Raw genomic sequence first — 14,358 nt, forward strand, 5'->3', positions numbered from 1 at the left:
CGTGCGATTATGCACTTACCGCCAGGACACCGGCACAAACAACGCGGAGGTCAGTCGCCTTCCTTGCGTTCGCGTGTGGCCAGCAGCCGGCGCAGCGAGTAGAGCCGCGCGGGATCCGCGTGCCCCTCGGCCACCCAGGCGTCCAGCGCACAGTCCGGCTCGTCGTGACTGCACGCGCGCGGGCAGCCCTCGGTGCCCGGCTCCAGGTCGGGGAAGGCGTGGATGACCCGGGACGGATCGACGTGGTTGAGCCCGAAGGACCGCAGGCCCGGGGTGTCGATCACCCAGCCGTCGTCGCCCGAGAGCGGCAGCGCCAGCGCCGAGGTGGTGGTGTGCCGGCCGCGGCCCGTCACCGCGTTCACATGGCCCGTCGTACGCCGCCGCTCCTCGGGCACCAGCGCGTTCACCAGGGTCGTCTTGCCCACTCCGGAGTGCCCGACGAACGCTGTGATCTTGCCGTCGAGCTGCTCCCGCACCCGGGCGAGGGCGACCCCGCTCTCCAGTTCGGCGCGGCTGGTGACGACATAGGGGATGTCGAGGTCGCCGTACAGCTCCAGCAGCTTCTCGGGCGGGGCGAGGTCCGACTTGGTCAGCACCAGCAGCGGATCCAGACCGCCGTCGTAGGCAGCGACCAGACAGCGGTCGATGAGCCGGGGGCGGGGTTCGGGGTCGGCGAGGGCGGTGACGACGGCCAGCTGGTCGGCGTTGGCGACGACCACCCGCTCGAACGGGTCGTCGTCGTCCGCCGTGCGCCGCAGGACCGAGGTCCGCTCGGCGATGCGCACGATCCTCGCCAGCGTGTCCTTCTTGCCCGTCAGGTCGCCCACGAGGGCCACGCGGTCGCCGACCACCGCCGCCTTGCGGCCCAGCTCGCGGGCCTTCATCGCCATGACCACACGGTCCTCCACCAGGCAGGTCAGGCGGCCCCGGTCGACGGTGAGGACGAGTCCCTCGGCGGCGTCCTCGTGTTTGGGGCGGATGTTCGTCCGGGGCCGGGTGTTCCGGCGGCCCGGACGGGTGCGGATGTCGTCCTCGTCGGTGTGCTTGCCGTAGCGGCGCATGACGTGATCCCTGCGTCCTACGCCCCGAGCATCCCGGTCCACAGGTCGGGGAAGTCGGGCAGGGTCTTGGCCGTCGTCGCCACGTTCTCGATCTGCACGCCCTCCACCGCGAGGCCGATGATGGCGCCGGCCGTGGCCATGCGGTGGTCGTCGTAGGTGTGGAAGATCCCGCCGTGCAGCCGGCGCGGGCGGATGTGCAGACCGTCGGCGGTCTCCGTGACGTCGCCGCCGAGTTCGTTGATCTCCTTGGTGAGTGCGGCCAGCCGGTCCGTCTCGTGCAGGCGCAGGTGGGCCACGCCGCGCAGGGTCGACGGGGAGTCCGCGAGGGCCGCGACCGCCGCGATGCCCGGCGTCAGCTCACCGACCTCGCTCAGGTCGACGTCGATGCCGTGCACCGAGCCGGAGCCGGTGAACACCAGCCCGTACTCGGTCAGTTCGCAGGAGCCGCCCATCTCGGTGAAGATCTCGCGCAGCCGGTCACCGGGCTGCGTGGTGCGGGCCGGCCAGTCCGGGACGACGACCTTGCCGCCGGTCACCAGCGCCGCCGCCAGGAACGGCTGGGCATTCGACAGGTCCGGCTCGATCACCAGGTCCCTGCCGAGCAGGGCCCCCGGCGAGACCCGCCAGACGTTCGGCTCGCCGCCCGACTCGGGCGTGTCCACCTGGGCCCCGACCGCGCGCAGCATGTCGACGGTCATGCGGATGTGCGGCATGGAAGGCAGCGTGGCGCCGGTGTGGCGGACCTCGACGCCCTGGTTGAAGCGCGGCCCGGACAGCAGCAGGGCGCTCACGAACTGCGACGAGGAGGAGGCGTCGATGGCGACCGGGCCGCCGTCCAGGGCGCCGCTGCCGTGCACGGTCAGCGGCAGCGCTCCGCGGCCGTCGTCGTCGATCCGGGCACCGAGCTGCCGCAGCGCGTCGATGACGCCGTTCAGCGGACGCTCGTAGGAACGGGGGTCGCCGTCGAAGCGGACGGGGCCGTCGGCGAGCGCGGCCACCGGCGGCAGGAACCGCATCACCGTGCCGGCGTTGCCGACGTCGACCGTGGCCGGGCCGCGCAGGCCCGTGGGGAGCACCCGCCAGGCCTCCCCCGTGCCGTCGGGGCCCACGCCCTCCTCGATCTCGATGCCCATCGCCCGCAGCGCGCCGGCCATCAGCAGGGTGTCGCGGGAGCGCAGGGGGCGGCGCAGCCAGCCCGGCTCGGAGGCGAGGGAGGCGAGGACCAGGGCGCGGTTGGTGACCGACTTGGACCCGGGCACGTGGACCGTCGCGTCGACGGCTCCGCTCGCGTGCGGGGCGGGCCAGAGGGCGGTGTCTGGGGTGTTCGGGGCCATGGCCCCACTTTATAAGCAGGCCGTCGTCCGGGTGCGGCGCCGTGGGGCCGGTCGCACCCGCGTGGTGGAGCCGCGCTGCGCGGCGGCGACACGCCCGCCCGGGCCGGGCGTCACATCTCCAGCAGCCAGCGTCCCCCGCCGATCAGCGAGCACAGCGACACCGCGTGGAACAGGAAGAACCACAGGCCCGCCGGCACGTGCGTCAGTCGCGACAGCTGGTCGGCGTCCGAGTCCCCGGCCCCGCCCCGGGCCCGCTTCGCCTGGAGTTCGAAGGCCGGGCGGACTCCGCCGATCAGCAGGAACCACACCACCGCGTACGCGAACGCCGCCTGGACCTGAGGGCCGGCCAGCCAGGACACGAGCACGAACAGGCCGCCGGTGACGAGCATGGTCAGGGCGCCGTAGGCGTTGCGGATCATCACGAGCATGGCGAGGAGCAGGGCCGTGGCCAGCCACAGCAGGAGCGTGATCCGGCCGGAGCCCAGCAGCGAGGCCCCGCCGAGGCCCAGCAGGGGCGGGGCCGTGTACCCCGCGGCCGCGGTGAGGATCATGCCGATGCCGTGCGGCTTGCCGCGGCTGACGGTCAGGCCGCTGGTGTCCGAGTGCAGGCGTATGCCCGTGAGAGTGCGGCCGGTGAGCAGCGCCACGAGACCATGGCCGCCCTCGTGGGCGATGGTGATGGCGTTGCGGGAGATGCGCCACAGGCCGTGCGGGACCACCACGGCGACCGCGGCGGCGAGGGCCGCGATCACCACCCACAGGTCGGGATCGGGCTGCGTGCCGGACACCTCGTCCCAGAGGGAGGCGAGCGAGGCGGTTGCGGTGCTGTCCATGTAAGGCGTTGGCTCCCTGCGGTCGGATGGAATCTGGCAGTGTGGCACGTATGTGCGGACGGTATTCAGCGAGTCGTAGGCCAGAGGATCTCGCAGGAATCTTTGAGATCGAGAAGTGGGAGCCCGAGGAGACCCTCGCGCCGGACTACAACGTGGCGCCCACCAAAGAGGTCTACGCCGTCCTGGACCGCCCCCTGAAAGACGCCGACGACCCGCGGCCGGTTCGGCAGCTGCGCACCCTGAAGTGGGGGCTCGTCCCGTCCTGGTCGAAGACCCCCGAGGGCGGCGCCCGGATGATCAACGCCCGCGCGGAGACCGTCCACGAGAAGCCGTCCTACCGTCGTGCCTTCACCTCCCGGCGCTGCATCCTGCCCGCCGACGGCTACTACGAGTGGGTCACCGGCACCCAGGAGCGCGAGCTGGAGGTCGAGGGCAAGAAGAAGCGGCCCCGCAAGCAGCCGTACTTCGTGACCCCGGCCGACGGGTCGGTCTTCGCCATGGCCGGGCTGTACGAGTTCTGGCGGGACAAGACGCTGCCCGACGACCACCCGCAGGCCTGGTGGGTGACGTGCTCGGTCATCACCACGGAGGCGGAGACGGGCCCGCTCGCGGTCTCCCCGGCCGACGGACCGCGGGCGCTCGCCGAGATCCACCCCCGGATGCCGCTGATGCTGACGCCGGACCGCTGGGACGCCTGGCTGGACCCCTCCCGCACGGACCCCGACGGCCTGCGCGAGCTGCTCGCCCCGCCGCCCGCCGGGCTGATGCGGGCCTACCCGGTCGCCACGGCCGTCAGCAACGTCCGCAACAACGGGCCGGAGCTGCTCAAAGAGCTGGAAGGGCCCGAAGAGGGCACACTCTTCTGACGTGACGCATGTGACGAAGACCGCCGGCACCGCCACCGAGACCGTCGAGACCGACGCCGGGACCGCCCGCATCACCTGGCACGGCGCGAAGAAGGCCCGGCTGGTGCTCGCCGTCGGCCACGGCGCGGGCGGTGGCATCGAGGCCCGTGACCTGGTGGCGCTGGCCGAGGTCCTGCCCGCCCACGGCGTGGCCGTCGCCCGGGTGGAACAGCCCTGGCGGGTGGCCGGGAAGAAGCTGGCGCCCGCGCCGAAGACCCTGGACGCAGGCTGGCGCGGCATCTGGCCCGCCCTGGCGAAGCCGGGTCTGCCGGTGATCTCCGGCGGGCGCAGCGCCGGGGCCCGGGTCGCCTGCCGTACCGCCGCCGAGCTGGGCGCCCACGCGGTGCTCGCGCTCGGCTTCCCGCTGCACCCGCCGGGCAAGCCGGAGAAGTCCCGCGCCGAGGAGCTGCTGGGCGCCGGGGTGCCCACCCTGGTCGTCCAGGGCGGCAACGATCCGTTCGGGAAGCCGGTGGAATTCCCCGACGGGCCGTTCGAGCTCGTGGAGGTCCCGTACGGGGATCACGGCTTCGCCGTGCCGAAACGTGCGGAGATCTCGCAGGACGCGGCCGTGTCCCTCATCACGGACGCGGTCGTGGAGTGGACCGGGTCACTCGGGTAAAGCTCCGGGAATGCCGGGGCGGCGAGCACTGTTGTGCGGGACGTACGTGCTGGAGACCAGCACCGACGTCGTAGGAGAGGGAGTCCGCCGCATGGGTTCGACCATCTGCCCGACCCGCAGCAGCCGCGCCGACCTGGACTGGACGGTGCTGCACGCGGGCAAGACCGCCCCTATTCGGGCGGCGGGCGGACCGGATCGTCGTCTATCCTCCGATTCGGGTGAGACCGGCCTCGGTCTCACGAGAGCATTCGAGGAGGTGGGTCCGGTCACTGGGACCGACGCAGGGACCGACAACGGCCAGGCGGAGCAGCCCGAGGGCCAGGGCGGCACGGGCGCGGAGACGGCCGCGGAGCGCAGCGCGCGCTTCGAGCGGGACGCGCTGGAGTTCCTCGACCAGATGTACTCGGCCGCACTGCGCATGACGCGCAACCCGGCCGACGCCGAGGACCTGGTGCAGGAGACGTACGCCAAGGCGTACGCGTCCTTCCACCAGTTCCGCGAGGGCACCAACCTCAAGGCGTGGCTGTACCGGATCCTCACCAACACCTTCATCAACTCGTACCGCAAGAAGCAGCGCGAACCTCAGCGCTCCGCGGCCGAGGAGATCGAGGACTGGCAGCTCGCCCGCGCCGAGTCGCACATGTCGACGGGCTTGCGCTCCGCGGAGTCGCAGGCGCTCGACCACCTGCCCGACTCGGACGTGAAGGAGGCGCTCCAGGCGATCCCCGAGGAGTTCCGCATCGCGGTCTACCTCGCGGACGTCGAAGGGTTTGCCTACAAGGAGATCGCCGACATCATGGGGACACCCATCGGTACGGTGATGTCCCGGCTGCACCGGGGACGCCGTCAGCTGCGCGGCATGCTGGAGGACTACGCCCGTGACCGCGGGATGGTCCCGGCCGGTGCCGGAGAGTCGAACGAAGCGAAAGGCTCGGGGTCATGAGCTGCGGAGAGCCGCACGAGACGGATTGCAGCGAAATCCTCGATCATCTCTACGAGTTCCTCGACCGTGAGATGCCGGACTCGGACTGCGTGAAGTTCGAGCACCACTTCGAGGAGTGCTCGCCCTGCCTCGAGAAGTACGGGCTCGAGCAGGCCGTGAAGAAGCTCGTCAAGCGCTGCTGCGGGCACGACGACGTGCCGGGCGACCTGCGGGACAAGGTCATGGGGCGGATCGAGCTGATCCGCTCCGGCCAGGCCGTCCCCGATCAGGACGTCACGGCCTCGCCCGCCACGCCCCGGGAGTCCTGACACTCCTGCGCTTTTCAACTACCCCACCCTCTGAAGGGGTAGTCGCCCTCGAACGCGTCACTCGAACGTGCTAATCCGCGGGTTACCGACCCGCGGACCCCCCTGCCGCCGTCCTAGGCTCCGGGCCTGACGGACGTGGCCGGGGAGGGGCTCATGGAAGCGGTACCGGCACGGGCACGTGTCTACATCGCCTGTGTCGCCATCGCCGCGCTGCTCTGCCTGCTGCCGCCGCCGGGCGTCGTGACGCCCTGGCGGGCTGTCGCGCTGCTCGCCGCGCTGTACGCCGGCTGCGAGCGCGTCGCCCGGTCCCGGTTCGTCGGGATCTCCCACCCGGCCGGGACCTTCTACCCCGTGCTGCTCGCCGGTGCCTTCCTGCTGCCGGCGCCCGCCGCGGCGCTGGTGGTCGTGCCCGGCGCGCTGCTCTCGCAGGTCGGCCGGCGGCCCGTGGCGCTGCGGCGCAGCTGGCGGGCCGCCCAGCTCGTCCTCGGCGTGTGGGCCGCCGCCACGGTGCACCGGCTGCTCGGCGGGCGGGACGCGGTCGCCGCGGGCGACGTCCCCTATGCGCTCGGTCCGGCGGGGGCGGCCGTGCTCGCGTTCTGCCTGGTCCTCGCCCTCCTCGACGGCGGCATCCTGGCTATGGCGGAGCGGGTGCCGGTGCGGCGGGCCTGGCGGGGTCTGGTGGCGCGCTCGCTCGCGCCGATCGCCGTGCACGGCCTCGCCGGCCTGATGATGGCCGTCCTGTGGCGCAGCCCCTACGGCCCGGTCGCCGCCCTGCTCGTGCTGCTGCCCATGTGCGTCTCGTGGTGGGCGTTCGCCCAGTACCACCGGGAACGCGCCGCCCATCAGGCGACCATCCGGGCGCTCGTCCAGGCCGTCGACATCAAGGACGGGTACACCCGCGGGCACAGCGAGCGCGTCGGGCAGGCCTCCATGATGATCGCCCGTGAGCTGGGCATGGCCGACGAGCGCGTGGAGGTGCTCCGCTTCGCCGGCATCCTGCACGATGTGGGCAAGCTGGGCGTGCCCACCCGGCTGCTCAGGAAGGACGGGCCGCTGACGCCCGAGGAGCGGCGGGTCATCGAGCTGCACCCCGAGTACGGGCACGAGATGGTGCGCGGCATCGGCTTCCTCGGCGAGGCCCGGGCCGCCGTGCTGCACCACCACGAGAGGCTGGACGGCAGCGGCTACCCGTACGGGCTGGTGGGCCGTCAGATCCCGGAGTCCGCACGGGTCGTGGCGGTCGCGGACGCCTTCGACGCCATGACCTCCACCCGCAGCTACAGCCGGGCCCGGCCCGTCGCCGTGGCCCTGGCGGAGCTGGAGCGGTGCGCGGGCAGCCACTTCGACCCGGTGATGGTCGCGGCGCTCGTCGAGGCCGTCGGTCGGACGGGGTGGCACCCCGCGGTGACCGCCGACGACGAGGAGACCCACCCGGCCCGGGTGCCCCCGCCCGGCACACGCCTGTCCAGCCGCCACGGAGCACACCGATGAGCGCCCACCGGCCGCCACCGCTCCTCACCCTCGTCCACGCCTGCGCCGCCCTGCTCGCCGCCGGTTCCCTCGCCGTCACCCTCTACGCGGGCCTGGAGGAACGCCGGGTCGCCCTCGCCTTCGGCGTTCTCGTCGCCGTCGGCGAGCTCACCCGGAGCAACGGCGCGCAGATCCGGGAGCCCGCCCCGCTCGGGGCCGCCGCGGCCCTCTCCTACGCCCTGCTCGGCGAGGCCGGCGGACGGGCCACCCACCACGGTCCCGCCCAGGTCGTCGCCGTGGTGCTGGCCGCCTCGCTGCTCGGCAGCGTCCCGCACGTCGCCCGCGGGCAGGGGCCCACCCTCGACCACCTGGCGCGCCGCGTGCTCACCGTCGGGTTCGTCGCCGTGTGCTTCCAGCCCCCGTACAACCGGGGCATGTTCGACGACTGGGGCGGTCCCGCCTACGCGCTGCTGCTGCTCGCGCTGCTGTCGCTCACCGCGCTGTGCGATGCGGTACTCGCCGCCGCGCTGGCCCACTCCCGCACCGGCTGGCCCTTCGGGCCGGTGCTGCGGGACGAGCTGCGCGCCGTGTTCGGCATCGGGTCCGCCGTGATCGCGACGGGCGCGGTGATGGCGCTGGCGGTGGCCGTCGTGGGCCTGTGGGCGCTGCCGGTCTTCTCCGTGCCGCTGCTGCTCGCCCAGATGTCGTTCCGCCGTTATGCCGCTGTCCGGGCGACGTACCGGCAGACCATCGCCTCCCTCGCCCGGGCCACGGAGGTCGCCGGCTACACCCCCTGCGGGCACGCCCGGCGGGTCGCCGCGGTCAGCCAGGCGGTCGGGCGTGACCTGGGGCTGACCGAGCCCGAGCTGGCCGTGCTGGAGTACGCCGCGCTCATGCACGACATCGGCCAGCTGAGCCTCGTCGACCCGGTGCCGGCGGGCGCCACGGCCGCGCTGCCCGCAGCGGAGCAGCGGCGGATCGCCCTGCTCGGCGGAGCCGTCGTCCGGCAGACGGGCGTCGACGAGGCGGTGGCCGTCGTCGTGGAGCGGCAGGCCGACCCCTACGCCGAGCAGCCGCTCGCCGCGCGAATCGTCCGGGCCGTGAACGCGTACGAGGAGAAGTCCCGGGAAGGAGGGCCCGGCGGGCCTCTGACGGCGCTGGAGGAACTCCGGCTCGCCACCGCCGGGACGTACGCCCCGGAGGTGGTGGAATCACTGGCCCGCGTACTGGCAAGGAGCAGTCTGACCCTGCCCGTGGCTGGGTAACCCATGGGTAATGAGCGCCCTTGAGGCCGCACGTGGTTGGATGCGAAGGAGAAGGTGTCCGGGGGCTCGAAACACAGCTACGGCCAGCCCACCGCACGGAACTGGCAGGCGGGAATCGTGAGGATCTTCGGCAAGGGACGGCACCGGCCCTCCGCCTCCTGGCGGCAGGCCACAGACCGGGCGTTCACCCTCATCGGCGACGGCCGTTACGAGGACGCGGGCGCCCTGCTGACACGTGCCGCCGATCTGGAGCCCTGGCTTTCCGAGTCCTGGTTCAACCTCGCGCTGCTGCACAAGTTCCGGCACGACTGGGAGCAGGCGAGGGCGGCCGGACTCAGGGCCGTGGCACTGCTCGACCGGGACACCGGCGCGCCCGACTGGTGGAACGTCGGCATCGCCGCGACCGCGCTCCAGGACTGGCCGCTGGCCCGGCGTGCCTGGCAGGCCTACGGGCTGCGGGTGCCGGGGGCGGCCAACGACTCCGGTGAGCCCCTCGGCATGGACCTCGGCAGCGCGGCCGTACGGCTGTCCCCGGAGGGGGAGGCCGAGGTCGTGTGGGGACGGCGGCTGGATCCCGCGCGGATCGAGGTGCTGTCCATCCCGCTGCCGTCGTCGGGGCGGCGCTGGGGCGAGGTCGTGCTGCACGACGGAGTGCCGCACGGGGAGCGGACGACGGCCGCCGGGCACACGTACCCGGTGTTCGACGAGATCGAGCTGTGGGCGCCGTCGCCCGTGCCGACCTGGGTGGTGCTGCTGGAGGCGGCGACGGAGGCGGACCGGGACGCGCTGGAGCAACTGGCGGCCGACGCCGGGTTCGCCGCGGAGGACTGGTCCTCGTCGGTGCGGTTGCTGTGCCGGATGTGCTCGGAGTCGCGGATGCCGTCGGACGAGGGCGACGGGGAGCATCTCGATCCGCACGATCACAGTGAGCCGGGGCACCCCGGGCCGCTGGGGCACCGGACGGACGGGCAGCTGTGGGTGCCGGAGCGGGAGTGCGGGCTGGCTGCGCCGGCTTCGCTGGTTCGGGGGTTGCTGGACGGGTGGGTTGCCGACAGTCCGGATTCCCGGGACTGGCGGGATCTGGAAGAGGTCTGCTAGGTCGTCCCCCGGGTGCGGCGCCTGGCGGCTGATCGCGCTGTTCCCCGCGAGGCCAAGAAAAATGGGGCGTCCGACACCGGCGTAATCTGTATCGCATCTCAGCCCGGTCAGTTTCAGGAAGGCGTACGTAACGTCATGGGTCAGCAGGACACCGATCAGCAGCACGCGGGCGTGCTCCCCGTCGATGACGAGGGGTACGTGATCGACACGGAGGACTGCGAGGAGCGCGAGGCGGCCTGGCGGGATCGGGGGACTTCGCGGCCGATCACGGTGGTCGGGAACCCGGTGCTGCACAAGGAGTGCAAGGACGTCACCGACTTCGGCGACGAGTTCCAGCAGCTCGTCGCCGACATGTTCGCCAGCCAGCGCACCGCCGAGGGCGTGGGCCTGGCCGCCAACCAGATCGGCGTCGACGCGAAGGTCTTCGTCTACGACTGCCCGGACGACGAGGGCGTCCGGCACACCGGCGTCGTCTGCAACCCCAGGCTCGTGGAACTGCCCGCCGAGCAGCGCCGCCTGGACGACAGCAACGAGGGCTGCCTGTCGGTGCCCACCGCGTACGCGCCGCTCGCCCGGCCGGACTACGCCGAGGTGACCGGGCAGGACGAGAAGGGCAACCCGATCCGGGTACGCGGCACCGGGTACTTCGCACGGTGTTTGCAGCACGAGACCGACCACCTCTACGGGTACCTCTACATCGACCGGCTCTCCAAGCGTGAGCGCAAGGACGCGCTGCGGCAGATGGCCGAGAACGAGCCCCGCTACCCCGTGGTGGCCAACGACTGAGACCTCAGCCGCACCGGGTGCACGGCGTCTGTTCGGGTTCACCACCCTGAACAGGCGCCGTTCCTCTGTGCCGTTCGCCTGTCCGTCGCACGTTCGATCGCTTCTGCTCGCCTGGCGATCCATCGGAAGTCACACAACGGGAGATTCCCGGCACTGTGGGGTGGTGAATGAAGCAAATGCGTTCCCAGAACGGTCAGTTGTAGTGCTGAATGGGATGAGCGGGGTATGCAACGGCGCACGCCCGGCACGAAGGGAGGGGCGCCCGCGCCAGCTGGCGGCTGAGAGGGGTTAGTTCGTGCATGCTTTGTCACACGGCACCACAACGGCACCGGTCACGATCGCAGTTCCACCGTCGCTCTCTCTCCCGGTGATCGAGGCGGCGTTTCCCCGGCGACTCCACCCGTATTGGCCGAAGTGCCAGGAGAAGACCCGGGCCTGGCTGCTCGAAAAGCAGCTCATGTCGGCGGACAAGGTGGAGGAATATGCCGACGGACTTTGCTACACCGACCTCATGGCCGGGTACTACCTCGGCGCGTCCGACGAGGTCCTGCAAGCGATAGCCGACTACAGCGCGTGGTTCTTCGTCTGGGACGACCGGCACGACCGCGACATCGTGCACGGCCGTCCGGTCGCCTGGCGACTGCTGCGGGACCGGCTGCACTCGGCCCTCGACTCACCCGGGGAGCACCTGCACCACGAGGACCCACTGGTCGCCGGGTTCGCGGACAGCGTGCTGCGGCTGTACGCGTTCCTGCCCCAGACGTGGAACCTCCGGTTCGCCCGGCACTTCCACGCGGTGATCGACGCGTACGACCAGGAGTTCCACAATCGCACCGAGGGAATCGTCCCGACGGTCGAGGAGTACCTCCGGCTGCGTCGGCTCACCTTCGCGCACTGGATATGGACGGACCTGCTGGAGCCGACCGCCGGATGCGAACTCCCCGACACCGTGCGGAAACATCCGGCATTTCGGCGGGCGGCGCTGCTGAGTCAGGAATTCGCCGCCTGGTACAACGATCTGTGCTCGCTCCCGAAAGAACTGGCGGGCGACGAGGTGCACAATCTCGGAATCAGTCTCATCACCCATGAGGGGCTGACTCTGGAACAGGCGGTCGCGGAAGTCCGGCGTCGTGTCGAGGAATGCATCACCGATTTCCTCCAGGTCGAGCGGGATGCCTTGCGGTTCGCCGAGGATCTCGCCGACGGCTCCGTGCGCGGAAAGGAACTCAGCACCGCCGTGCGGGCCTGCCTGAGCAATATGCGGAACTGGTTCAGTTCCGTGTACTGGTTCCACCACGAGTCCGGCCGTTACATGGTCGACAGCTGGGACGACCGGTCCACGCCCCCGTACGTCAACAACGAAGCGGCAGGTGAGAAATGACCGTCGAGTCCGTGAAGCCCGAAACCCCGCCGGCCGTGGAGCTGAGGGAGCCGCCCCGGGCGGGGGGCGGGGTCCCCGTCCTCGGGCACGGCTGGAAGCTCGCGCGCGACCCCCTGGCGTTCATGGCACGGCTGCGCGACCACGGCGACGTCGTGCGGCTGAAGCTCGGGCCGAAGACGGTGTACGCGGTCACCACCCCGGCCCTGACCGGCGCCCTGGCGCTGAGCAACGACTTCATCATCGCCGGGCCGCTGTGGGAGTCCCTGGAGGGCCTGCTCGGCAAGGAGGGCGTGGCCACCGCGAACGGCCCGCGCCACCGGCGCCAGCGGCGCACCATCCAGCCCGCCTTCCGGCTCGACGCCATCCCCGCCTACGGCCCGATCATGGAGGAGGAGGCCCACGCGCTGGCCGAGCGCTGGAAGCCCGGCGAGACGATCGACTGCACCTCGGAGTCCTTCCGGGTGGCCGTGCGCATCGCGGCCCGCTGCCTGCTGCGCGGCGACTACATGGACGAGCGGGCGGAACGGCTGTGCGTCGCCCTCGCCACCGTCTTCCGGGGGATGTACCGGCGGATGGTGGTCCCGCTCGGACCGCTCTACAACCTGCCGCTCCCGGCGAACCGTGAATTCAACCGGGCATTGGCCGATTTGCATCTCCTCGTCGACGAGATCGTCGCCGAGCGCCGGGCATCCGGTCAAAAGCCGGACGATTTGCTGACGGCATTGCTGGAGGCGACGGACGAGAATGGAGAGCCGATCGGGGAACAAGAGATCCACGATCAGGTCGTCGCCATCCTCACCCCCGGCAGCGAGACCATCGCCTCCACGATCATGTGGCTCTTGCATATGCTCGCGGAGCACCCCGAACACGCCGACCGGGTGCACGACGAAGTGCAAGCGGTCACCGGTGGGAGGCCGGTGGCATTCGCAGACGTCCGAGGACTCAGGCACACCAACAATGTCGTCGTCGAGTCCATGCGTTTGAGTCCCGCCGTCTGGATTCTGACGCGCCGGGCGGTACGGGACACGGAACTCGGTGGATACCGTATTCCGTCCGGGGCGGACATCATCTACAGCCCGTACGCGATCCAGCGCGATCCGAAGTCGTACGAGCGACACCTGGAGTTCGACCCTGACCGCTGGCTTCCGGACCGGGTCAAGGACATCCCGAAGCACGCCATGAGTCCGTTCAGCGTGGGCAACCGCAAGTGCCCGAGCGATCACTTCTCGATGGCCCAGCTGACGCTGGTCACGGCGGCCCTGGCCACCAGGTACCGGTTCGAGCAGGTCCCGGGCTCCAAGGACGCCACCCGCGTCGGCATCACGCTCCGGCCGCACGACCTGCGGGTGCGGCCGGTGCCGAGGTGACGGAGGGGGGCTTCAGGCCGCTTCGGGGCCTCTGAACGTCCGCCGGTAGGAGTTCGGCGTGGTTCCGATCGCCCGGACGAAGTGGTGGCGCAGCGTGGCCGCGTTGCCGAATCCCGTTCGGCCGGCGATCGCGTCCATCGTCTCGTCCGTCGCCTCCAGCAGCCGCTGGGCCAGCAGTACGCGCTGGCGCAGGACCCAGCGGTAGGGAGTGGTCCCGGTCTCCTGCTGGAAGCGGCGGGCGAAGGTGCGCGGGGACATGTGGGCGTGGGCGGCGAGCTGCTCGACGGTGACCTCCTCGTCGAGATGGCGCTCCATCCACGCCAGCACGTCGCCGATCGTGTCGCCCTCGGGGTGGGGGAGCGGGCGCTCGATGTACTGGGCCTGGCCGCCGTCGCGGTGCGGCGGCACCACCATGCGCCGGGCGATCTTGTTGGCGACCTCGGAGCCCTGCTCCTTGCGCACCAGGTGCAGGCAGGCGTCGATGCCGGCGGCCGTGCCGGCGGAGGTGATCACCGGGTCCTCGTCGACGTAGAGCACGTCCGGCTCGACGATCACACGCGGGTACTGCCGGGCGAGGTCCTTGGCGTGCTTCCAGTGCGTGGCGCAGCGGCGGCCGTCCAGCAGCCCGGCCGCGGCCAGCACGAAGACGCCGGAGCACACGCTCAGCACCCGGGCGCCGCGGTCGACCGCGCGGCGCAGGGAGTCCAGCAGCTCCGGGGGAAAATCCCGGGACGCGTAGGTGTGGCCGGCCGGTACGGCGATCAGGTCGGCCGTCTCCAGCCGCTCCAGGCCGTGCTCGGCCTGGAGCGAGAAGCCCGAGTTCATGCGCAGCACCGGGCCCTCGGCCGAGGCGACGGCGAAGTCGTAGACCGGCAGGCCCTCGTCGCTCCGGTCGGTGCCGAAGACCTCGCACACCACACCCAGTTCGAAGGGGTTCACGCCGTCGAGCAGGGCGACGGCCACGTTCTGCAGCATGCCTCCAGTGTGC

Annotated in this window: 14 protein-coding genes; 10 read left to right on the plus strand and 4 right to left on the minus strand. The window is 71.5% G+C overall.

Going from position 1 to position 14,358, the window contains the following annotated elements; translation table 11 throughout:
- Positions 1-50: 50 nt before the first annotated feature.
- The 3 genes from rsgA to GTY56_RS12720 form a co-directional block, all read right to left on the minus strand.
- Positions 51-1,061 carry a ribosome small subunit-dependent GTPase A gene (rsgA, locus tag GTY56_RS12710; RefSeq protein ID WP_161365293.1) on the minus strand — a complete coding sequence of 337 codons (1,011 nt, stop codon included), beginning with the start codon at positions 1,059-1,061 and terminating at the stop codon, positions 51-53.
- A 17-nt stretch (positions 1,062-1,078) separates the two neighbouring features.
- Positions 1,079-2,395: a 3-phosphoshikimate 1-carboxyvinyltransferase gene (gene aroA / locus GTY56_RS12715; RefSeq protein ID WP_161365295.1), complete on the minus strand. Its 1,317-nt coding sequence runs from the start codon at positions 2,393-2,395 to the stop codon at positions 1,079-1,081.
- A 110-nt stretch (positions 2,396-2,505) separates the two neighbouring features.
- Positions 2,506-3,228 (minus strand): M50 family metallopeptidase, encoded by a 723-nt coding sequence (locus GTY56_RS12720; RefSeq protein WP_161365297.1) that lies wholly within the window; start codon positions 3,226-3,228, stop codon positions 2,506-2,508.
- A gap of 50 nt (positions 3,229-3,278) precedes the next feature.
- Between GTY56_RS12720 and GTY56_RS12725 the strand changes: the two genes are divergently transcribed.
- The 10 genes from GTY56_RS12725 (at position 3,279) to GTY56_RS12770 (ending at position 13,370) form a co-directional block, all read left to right on the plus strand.
- Entirely contained in the window at positions 3,279-4,094 is an 816-nt protein-coding gene (locus tag GTY56_RS12725; protein ID WP_161365299.1) for an SOS response-associated peptidase, read from the plus strand.
- A 1-nt stretch (position 4,095) separates the two neighbouring features.
- On the plus strand, positions 4,096-4,752 hold the full coding sequence (locus tag GTY56_RS12730) for an alpha/beta hydrolase family protein (protein ID WP_524540098.1): 657 nt from the start codon (positions 4,096-4,098) through the stop codon (positions 4,750-4,752).
- A gap of 256 nt (positions 4,753-5,008) precedes the next feature.
- Entirely contained in the window at positions 5,009-5,695 is a 687-nt protein-coding gene (gene sigR, locus GTY56_RS12735; RefSeq protein WP_161365341.1) for an RNA polymerase sigma factor SigR, read from the plus strand.
- Positions 5,692-6,003, plus strand: a complete 312-nt coding sequence (gene rsrA, locus GTY56_RS12740) for a mycothiol system anti-sigma-R factor (protein ID WP_053672390.1) — start codon at positions 5,692-5,694, stop codon at positions 6,001-6,003. Before sigR ends, rsrA begins: the two co-directional genes overlap by 4 nt.
- Positions 6,004-6,156: 153 nt before the next feature.
- Positions 6,157-7,494 carry an HD-GYP domain-containing protein gene (locus tag GTY56_RS12745; protein ID WP_161365301.1) on the plus strand — a complete coding sequence of 446 codons (1,338 nt, stop codon included), beginning with the start codon at positions 6,157-6,159 and terminating at the stop codon, positions 7,492-7,494.
- Positions 7,491-8,738 (plus strand): HD domain-containing protein, encoded by a 1,248-nt coding sequence (locus GTY56_RS12750; RefSeq protein WP_202510084.1) that lies wholly within the window; start codon positions 7,491-7,493, stop codon positions 8,736-8,738. Before GTY56_RS12745 ends, GTY56_RS12750 begins: the two co-directional genes overlap by 4 nt.
- Positions 8,739-8,855: 117 nt before the next feature.
- Entirely contained in the window at positions 8,856-9,836 is a 981-nt protein-coding gene (locus GTY56_RS12755) for a tetratricopeptide repeat protein (RefSeq protein ID WP_033314438.1), read from the plus strand.
- Positions 9,837-9,971: 135 nt separating this feature from the next.
- The gene (def, locus tag GTY56_RS12760) at positions 9,972-10,622 is read left to right on the plus strand and encodes a peptide deformylase (RefSeq protein ID WP_161365304.1); all 651 of its coding nucleotides are present in this window, start codon (positions 9,972-9,974) and stop codon (positions 10,620-10,622) included.
- A gap of 295 nt (positions 10,623-10,917) precedes the next feature.
- Positions 10,918-12,003, plus strand: coding sequence for an epi-isozizaene synthase (gene cyc1, locus GTY56_RS12765; RefSeq protein WP_346345472.1), 1,086 nt, complete (start codon positions 10,918-10,920; stop codon positions 12,001-12,003).
- On the plus strand, positions 12,000-13,370 hold the full coding sequence (locus tag GTY56_RS12770) for a bifunctional albaflavenone monooxygenase/terpene synthase (protein ID WP_161365308.1): 1,371 nt from the start codon (positions 12,000-12,002) through the stop codon (positions 13,368-13,370). The genes cyc1 and GTY56_RS12770 overlap by 4 nt, the downstream gene beginning before the upstream one ends.
- A gap of 12 nt (positions 13,371-13,382) precedes the next feature.
- Here GTY56_RS12770 and GTY56_RS12775 read toward each other — a convergent pair whose 3' ends face one another.
- Positions 13,383-14,345: a GlxA family transcriptional regulator gene (locus GTY56_RS12775; protein WP_161365310.1), complete on the minus strand. Its 963-nt coding sequence runs from the start codon at positions 14,343-14,345 to the stop codon at positions 13,383-13,385.
- Positions 14,346-14,358 lie beyond the last annotated feature (13 nt).

Source organism: Streptomyces sp. SID5643, assembly GCF_009872555.1.
Lineage (GTDB): Bacteria > Actinomycetota > Actinomycetes > Streptomycetales > Streptomycetaceae > Streptomyces > Streptomyces iakyrus.

Coding starts and splice junctions, on each gene's coding strand:
- rsgA (WP_161365293.1), bottom strand. CDS start 1,061: ATGCGCCGCTACGGCAAGCACACCGACGAGGACGACATCCGCACCCGT.
- aroA (WP_161365295.1), bottom strand. CDS start 2,395: ATGGCCCCGAACACCCCAGACACCGCCCTCTGGCCCGCCCCGCACGCG.
- GTY56_RS12720 (WP_161365297.1), bottom strand. CDS start 3,228: ATGGACAGCACCGCAACCGCCTCGCTCGCCTCCCTCTGGGACGAGGTG.
- GTY56_RS12725 (WP_161365299.1), top strand. CDS start 3,279: ATGTGCGGACGGTATTCAGCGAGTCGTAGGCCAGAGGATCTCGCAGGA.
- rsrA (WP_053672390.1), top strand. CDS start 5,692: ATGAGCTGCGGAGAGCCGCACGAGACGGATTGCAGCGAAATCCTCGAT.
- GTY56_RS12745 (WP_161365301.1), top strand. CDS start 6,157: ATGGAAGCGGTACCGGCACGGGCACGTGTCTACATCGCCTGTGTCGCC.
- GTY56_RS12750 (WP_202510084.1), top strand. CDS start 7,491: ATGAGCGCCCACCGGCCGCCACCGCTCCTCACCCTCGTCCACGCCTGC.
- def (WP_161365304.1), top strand. CDS start 9,972: ATGGGTCAGCAGGACACCGATCAGCAGCACGCGGGCGTGCTCCCCGTC.
- GTY56_RS12770 (WP_161365308.1), top strand. CDS start 12,000: ATGACCGTCGAGTCCGTGAAGCCCGAAACCCCGCCGGCCGTGGAGCTG.
- GTY56_RS12775 (WP_161365310.1), bottom strand. CDS start 14,345: ATGCTGCAGAACGTGGCCGTCGCCCTGCTCGACGGCGTGAACCCCTTC.